This window comes from Fluviirhizobium alvei (assembly GCF_030551875.1).
Taxonomy (GTDB): Bacteria; Pseudomonadota; Alphaproteobacteria; order Rhizobiales; family Rhizobiaceae; genus Rhizobium_E; species Rhizobium_E alvei.
In genome coordinates, this window is sequence record NZ_JAUOZU010000001.1 from 588,586 (window position 1) to 594,585 (window position 6,000).

Below are 6,000 nucleotides of genomic sequence, written 5' to 3' on the forward strand. Positions count from 1 at the left end.
CGCGTTGGGGCCCGTCTGTGCAGGATCCGCTCTCCGTGCGATTGGTGCGCGATCGGAAAGGACGTCATATTCAGAGCGGCATCTTGCCAACATAAGCCACCGGCCCCGAACGGGGCCGGTGTCGCGGTGTGGTTCCTAGCCGAACACCCGCGTCAGCGCCTTGCCGATCGCATCGGTGATCGTGTCGATCTCGGCTTCTTTGGCAATCAGCGCCGGCGCGAGGCAGAGCGTGTTGTTGTATCCCGGCAGCGAGCGGTTGGTGGCGCCGATGATGACGCCCTGCGTGGCGCAATCGGCAATCACCGCCTGCACCATCTTTTCGGGCGCCGGCTCCTTGGTCTTGCGGTCTGCCACCAGTTCGGCGCCGCAGAAGAGGCCGGCGCCGCGCACATCCCCGATGACGGCATGTTTTTCCATCAGTGTGCGGAGGTTGGCCCTGAGCCGTTCGCCCATCGCGATCGTGTTGTCGAGCAGGCCTTCCTCCTCGATGATGCGCATGTTCTCGAGTGCCGCCGCCGGGCCTGCCACGCAGCCGCCGAAGGTGGAGATGTCGCGGAAATAGGACATCGGATCCTCGGGATCGTCCTTGAACATCTCGAAAACCTTCTCGGTGGTCACCGTGCAGGAAATCGCGGCATAGCCGGAGGCCACGCCCTTGGCCATGGTAACGAAATCCGGCTCGATGCCGAAATTCTGGTAACCGAACCAGAGACCGGTGCGGCCGACCCCGCAAACCACCTCGTCGATATGCAGCAGGATGTCGTACTTGCGGCAGATCTCCTGCACCTTCGGCCAGTAGCCCGCCGGAGGAACGATGACGCCGCCCCCGGCCGTCACCGGCTCAAGGCACAGAAGCCCAATCGTGTCGGGACCTTCCCGCAGGATCACCTCCTCGATCGCAAGTGCTGCCCGCTCGCCGTAATTGTCGATATCGCCATATTGGCCGCGATATTCGAGACAATGCGGCACTTCGACGAAGCCGGGCGGCATCGGGCCATATTGCTCTCGCCGCTGCGGCTGGCCGGCGGCGGCCAGCGTTCCGATCGTGGTGCCGTGATAATCGCGTTCGCGATAGAGGATCTTGGACTTGCGTCCGCCATGGTGACGATGCGACATCTGCCGCACCATCTTGAAGACCTTCTCGTTGGCCTCCGAGCCGGAATTGGAATAATAGACGCGACTGAGGCCCGGCATTTTCGAGATCAGCCGTTCGGCGAATTTTGCTCCGGCGATCGAGCCCGCGGAGTTGGCGAAATAATTGAGCTGCACCAGCTGGTCGCGCACCGCATCCGCAATGCTCGTCCGGCCGAAGCCGACATTGACTGTCCAGACGCCGCCCGACAGGGCATCGAGATATTCGCGCCCCATCGCATCCCAGAGCCGCATGCCCTTGCCTTCGACAAAGATGCGCGGATCGTTGGTTTCAAACGGCTTGTGCTGCACGAGATGGTGCCAGACATGGGCGCGATCAGCCTCGATCACGTCGCGGATGTCGTTGGGCTGTGTAACAACGTTCATTCGGCCTCGCCTTTCCTTGAGAAATGTTCGCCGCACGGAAGGGTCGTCTGATGTCCGATTGCGCGGGGGCTGATCAGATGTTGTAACACGACCTAGTTCGCCAGGAAGCGGTTATCCCGGCTGGTCCTATCAATACTGTGTTCTGGTTCCCCGCTGCGCTCAATATGAAGCGGCGGCGCGGCGACAATGATCCTCGACGATCGCCCCCAGCCGGACGATGCCGCTCTCGATGCGGTTGGTTGCGATGGAGCTGAAGCCGATCCGGAACATGTTCCGGCCTCGGGCGGGATCGGAAAAGAAGATGTCGCCCGCCTCGATCAGGATTCCTTGCGCGCGGGCGGCCTCGACAACCGGACGTGCATCGAACAGCGGCGGTCCTTCAATCCAGAAACTCGTCGCACCATCGCCGCGGTGGAAAACGCAAGAAGGCATAACGACAGGCAGGAGCCGCGCGATCAGTGTGGCGCGTTCGCGGATCGCCTCTCCAGCGCGGGCCAGGTGCTGGCGATAGTGCCCAAGCGCGATGAAGGCCGCCAGCGACCGCTGGTTATTGGTCGGCGGATGGCGGAGCATCAATCGGCGCAGCACCCGCAATTCGTCGATGACAGGCTTTGGCGCGACGACGTAGCCGATCCTGAGGCCGGGCGCGAGGACCTTCGAGAAACTGCCAACGTAGATAATGTGGCCGCCGCCACCAAGGCTCCGAAGTGAGGGAATATCGCTGTCCGCTTCGATCGAGAGATCGGCGTCGTAGTCGTCCTCAACGAGCAGAACGTCGTCCCGCCGGGCGGCTTCCACGAGATCGCGCCGTCTTTCGAGCGGCATGACTGTGGTGGTCGGGCACTGATGGCCCGCGGTCAGGAAGGCGATGTCACAGCGTGCGAAGGCCTCGTCCGGAACCAGCCCGTCGGCATCGCTGGTAAGAAAGACAGACTTGCGTGTGCTCAGTTTTACCATGTTGCGCAGATCGGGATAACCGGGATCCTCGAGACCGACCGTCGTATCCCTCCCGATGAACAGATGGACGATCATCGAAAGAGCCTGCTGCGAGCCAAGGGTGATGATGATTTCACCGGGATGGGCGAGGATTCCTCGACGCGGCAGCACCTTCATCCGCAGTTGCTCGATCAGATCGGGATCGTCGTCGTCGATCATGTCCGCCGCCCAGACCTGGATTTCCTGGACGCTCGATGTGACGCGCACCGCCTCCCGCCAGTTGTTGGTGGGAAACAGGCCCGGATCGTATTGGCCGGACAGAAACGGGTAGGGATAGCTGCGCCAGTCACGCGGCTTTGTGATCTGCGCGAGCCGGGATGGCTTGATTGCAAACCGGCCGGACCAGTCTGCAGCCCGCTTCGGCGACGGTGGTGTCAGAGCCGGCCTGGTGATCTTCTGGACGAAAATGCCGCTACGCTGGCGCGCTGCGAGGAAGCCCTCGTCGATGAGTTGCTGATAGGCAGCCGTGACCGTGTTGCGACCGATGCCAAGGCGCACGGCGAGTTCCCGCGACGAGGGAAGCCGCGTATCTGGCGCCAGCAGACCCGTTTCGATGGCTTCGACGATCATGCGGCGGATCTGGATGTTGAGCGGCTGGCCGTCGCGATCGAGGGTGCCGAAAATCCGGTCCCAGGTCTGCTCGATCCGTGTGTTCAGTTGCGATATTTTCATGCGTCACATGAAGCAAAAAACAGGCCATTTAGACGTCGAGGCGAAATGCCTTCACCGTGCGCGAGAGACGATTGGCCGGTCTGCACCCTGACTTCGCCTTGCGATCCCGCTCTCCGCATACCCAGTTTTGGTGATGACCGAGTTGCAGAAAATATGATCTTTGGCACATCAGGGTTGGTTGATGGATTTTGAACGCTCGGCTAACGAACGATGCGATTTTCATGACTGATTAACCATTGGCAAATTCCGGGGAACTTCATGGCAACCTTTGTCGAAACGCTGGTCAATACGCATACGGCCTCAAACCAGTCTGCATCCTCAGTCACCGCACTTGCCGATGGCGGCTGGGTAGTGACCTGGGCAAGTGACAATCAGGATGGTTCGAGCACCGGCATCTACCAGCAGCGTTACGACAAGTTCGGCGCCACCGTCGGCTCCGAAACGCTTGTGAACAGCACTACCGCCAGTTTCCAGGATCTGCCATCGACGACGGCACTTGCCGATGGCGGCTGGCTGGTCACCTGGGAGAGCGAGGGCCAGGACGGCGACCTGACCGGTATCTATCAGCAGCGCTACAATTCTCTGGGTGTCGCGGTGGATGGCGAAGTGCGTGTCAACAGTGCGACTGCGGACAACCAGCATGATGTTTCGGTTGCCGCCTTCGATGATGGCGGCTGGGTCGTCACCTGGGTCAGCGACGGCCAGGATGGCGATGGCGCCGGCATCTATATGCAGCGCTATGACGAGAATGGCGCCAAAGTCGGCAATGAAACGCTTGTGAACAGCACCACCGCCAGCGACCAGTACCAGCCCAGTGTTACAACCATGGCGGACGGAAAGTTCGCGATCGCCTGGACCAGTTATGGCGAAGATGGCGACGGAAGCGGCATCTATCTGCAGATCTACAAGGCCGATGGCTCCGCTCTTACCTCGCCATTGCAGGTCAACAGCACGACGGACGATCTCCAGTCCGCGCCGACCGTCACATCCTATGGCGGCGGCTGGGCTGTCACATGGGAAAGCGCCAATCAGGATGGCGACGGCACCGGCATCTACCGGAGCGTGTTTGACGCCAACGGCGGCGTCGCCTGGGCGGAGACATTGGTCAACACCACCACAACCGGCAACCAGAGCGCCGCCGCCATTGCTTCGCTTACCGGTGTTCACGGGTATATTGTCGTCTGGGTCAGCGCCAATCAGGATGGCGATGGTTACGGCATCTACCAGCAGCACTATCATTACGACGGCACGGCCTACGGGCCGGAAACGCTGGTCACGACCCAGGTGACATCCCACCAGACCTCGCCTTCGATCACTGCACTTGCCGATGGCGGCTGGGTGGTGAGCTGGACCAGCCTGGGCCAGGATGGCAGCGATTCCGGCATCTACCAGCAGCGGTTCAATGCCAAGGGCGAGCGCCGTTCGATGATTGATCCGACGGCTCAGGATCTCACAGTCACGCTCGATGAGGACACGAGCTACACATTCGAGGCGGATGATTTCGGCTTTTCTGACAGCGATGGCGATACGCTCGCCTCGGTCATCATCACCCGCCTGCCGGAGACCGGCACCCTCAAGCTTGATGGTGAGACTGTCGAAGCCGATGCCACGATTGCGGTCGGCGATCTTTCCAAACTGGTCTGGACGCCGGAGGCCGATGACAATGGCGCCGGGCTCGACAGTCTCGAATTCCATGTCGTGGACAGTTACGGCAGCTATTCCACATCGCCCAACACGATCACTTTCGATGTCACTGCGGTCGATGATCCCGGCAACCATGTCAATTATGTCGAAACGCGGGTGAACAGCTATACGACTAGCGACCAGAGTGGTTCACCCGTCGCCGCACTTGCCGATGGCGGCTGGGTGGTGACCTGGCAGAGTTTTGAGCAGGACGGTTCGAGCTATGGCATCTACCAGCAACGTTACAGTGCCGATGGTTCGAAAAGCGGCGCCGAGACTCTGGTCAATAGCTACACGAACAGCGATCAGTTTGATGCATCCGTTACCGCCCTCTCGGACGGAGGCTGGGTGGTGACCTGGCAAAGCTATGGGCAGGATGGTTCGGACTTTAGCATCTATCAGCAGCGCTACAGTGCCAACGGCTCGAAGAGTGGCGCCGAAATGCAGGTCAACAGCTACACGACCAGCGATCAGCATTATGCATCCGTTACCGCGCTCGAGGATGGCGGCTGGGTGGTGACCTGGCAAAGCTACGGGCAGGATGGTGAGGACTATGGAATCTATCAGCAGCGTTACAGTGCCAGTGGTTCGAAGAGTGGCGCCGAAATGCAGGTCAACAGCTACACGACCAGCGAGCAGCAAAATGCATCTGTGACAGCGCTCGACGATGGCGGCTGGCTGGTGACCTGGCAAAGCTACGGGCAGGATAGTTCGGGCTATGGCATTTATCAGCAACGCTACCGTGCCAACGGCTCGAAAAGTGGCGCCGAGACGCAAGTCAATAGCTATACGTCCGGCGATCAGCGAAATGCATCCATCGCCGCGCTCGAGGATGGCGGCTGGCTGGTGACCTGGCAAAGCAAGGGGCAGGATGGTTCGGGCCTCGGCGTCTATCAGCAGCGCTACAATGCCAGTGGTTCGAAGAACGGCGCCGAGACACTGGTCAACAGCTATACGACCGGCGATCAGTCAAATGCGCGCGTGACAGCGCTCGACGATGGCGGCTGGCTGGTGACCTGGCAAAGCAAGGGGCAGGATGGTTCGGGCCTCGGCATCTATCAGCAGCGCTACAATGCCAGTGGTTCGAAGAACGGCGCCGAGACACTGGTCAACAGCTATACGACCGGCGAT

The 6,000-nt window shown here is 60.6% G+C and carries 2 protein-coding genes and 1 pseudogene; 1 reads left to right on the forward strand and 2 read right to left on the reverse strand.

Annotated features, from left to right (window positions below; genetic code table 11):
• Positions 1-135: 135 nt before the first annotated feature.
• Both Q4481_RS02825 and pdxR read right to left on the reverse strand, forming a co-directional pair.
• On the reverse strand, positions 136-1,518 hold the full coding sequence (locus Q4481_RS02825) for an aminotransferase family protein (protein ID WP_304374741.1): 1,383 nt from the start codon (positions 1,516-1,518) through the stop codon (positions 136-138).
• 159 nt (positions 1,519-1,677) lie between these two features.
• A complete protein-coding gene (pdxR, locus tag Q4481_RS02830; RefSeq protein WP_304374742.1) occupies positions 1,678-3,186 on the reverse strand; it encodes a MocR-like pyridoxine biosynthesis transcription factor PdxR in 1,509 nt (502 codons plus the stop codon).
• A 258-nt stretch (positions 3,187-3,444) separates the two neighbouring features.
• On the opposite strand from pdxR, the pseudogene Q4481_RS02835 reads away from it, so the two are divergent.
• Positions 3,445-6,000: pseudogene (locus tag Q4481_RS02835) on the forward strand (hypothetical protein); the annotation flags it as partial.